General features: G+C 40.6%; 2 protein-coding genes. Both read left to right on the top strand.

From position 1 onward, the window contains the following. On the top strand, positions 1-426 hold a 426-nt coding region (locus A3756_RS25715), incomplete at its 5' end, for a hypothetical protein (protein WP_231875639.1). Positions 427-516: 90 nt separating this feature from the next. After that, positions 517-802, top strand: a 286-nt coding sequence (locus A3756_RS25710; RefSeq protein ID WP_156490782.1) for a VF530 family DNA-binding protein, incomplete at its 3' end; no start/stop codon positions are given.

Genomic DNA, 802 nt, shown 5'->3' with positions numbered 1-802 from the left:
CAGTCTGATAACGCGAGAGTAATCGTGGGTAATCAGCTCAGTATAGAAGACCGGTATCTTGGGCCAAACTATCTGTGTGAGCGTAGTCTAGGAATATTTTCTGACTCAAAAATGTATTCAGCTTTAATTAGAAAGGAGCTGAGTTCATACCGGGTAGATGTCCGCCACTTTAATCACCCTACTACCTTTGTTGAAAGTCGATATGAGTTCTATGACCGAATTTCTGCATGGATTCTGTTTTTGTCAGATGATTGTGATGAAGGCTTTATTGATCGTTTTCTGGACCGTTACTGTGATAAGCCAACTTTATTCCTGTGCCCCAAAATGAGCAGAAAGAATGCGACTGAGCGTGTGAAGGAATTTATTAATCAATATGGGCTTGAGGAAGAAGTCGATCTCTGCGACTCAGAGATTGAGTTAGTTTAGTGGTTTGTTCGAAAGTTATTTAAAACAAACTCTTCTATTGCTTCTTTAAGGTATAATGCTGCGAATTACTTTTTGGAGCCCAACCACCTCATGACTGAAGAAATTAACTACCAGAATAACCCTTTGCATGGCCTGGGTTTAAAGACGCTTGTGACAGAAATCGTTGATTTCTATGGCTTTCAAATCCTGCACGCATATTTGAATCTNAATTGCTTCAAGACAAATCCAAGTATCGAGTCCAGCGTTNAGTTTTTAAAGAAAACGGATTGGGCTCGTGAAAGAGTTGAAGCATTTTACCTTTACCAGTTTAAAAGTCTCCCTAAGGCTTCCCCTGAGCAGTTCGAATTGCCTCCTCGCGACCGTATTATTCCTGACG

The sequence above is a fragment of the Oleiphilus sp. HI0086 genome (assembly GCF_001635225.1).
This window is presented reverse-complemented; position numbering and strand designations above follow the sequence as displayed.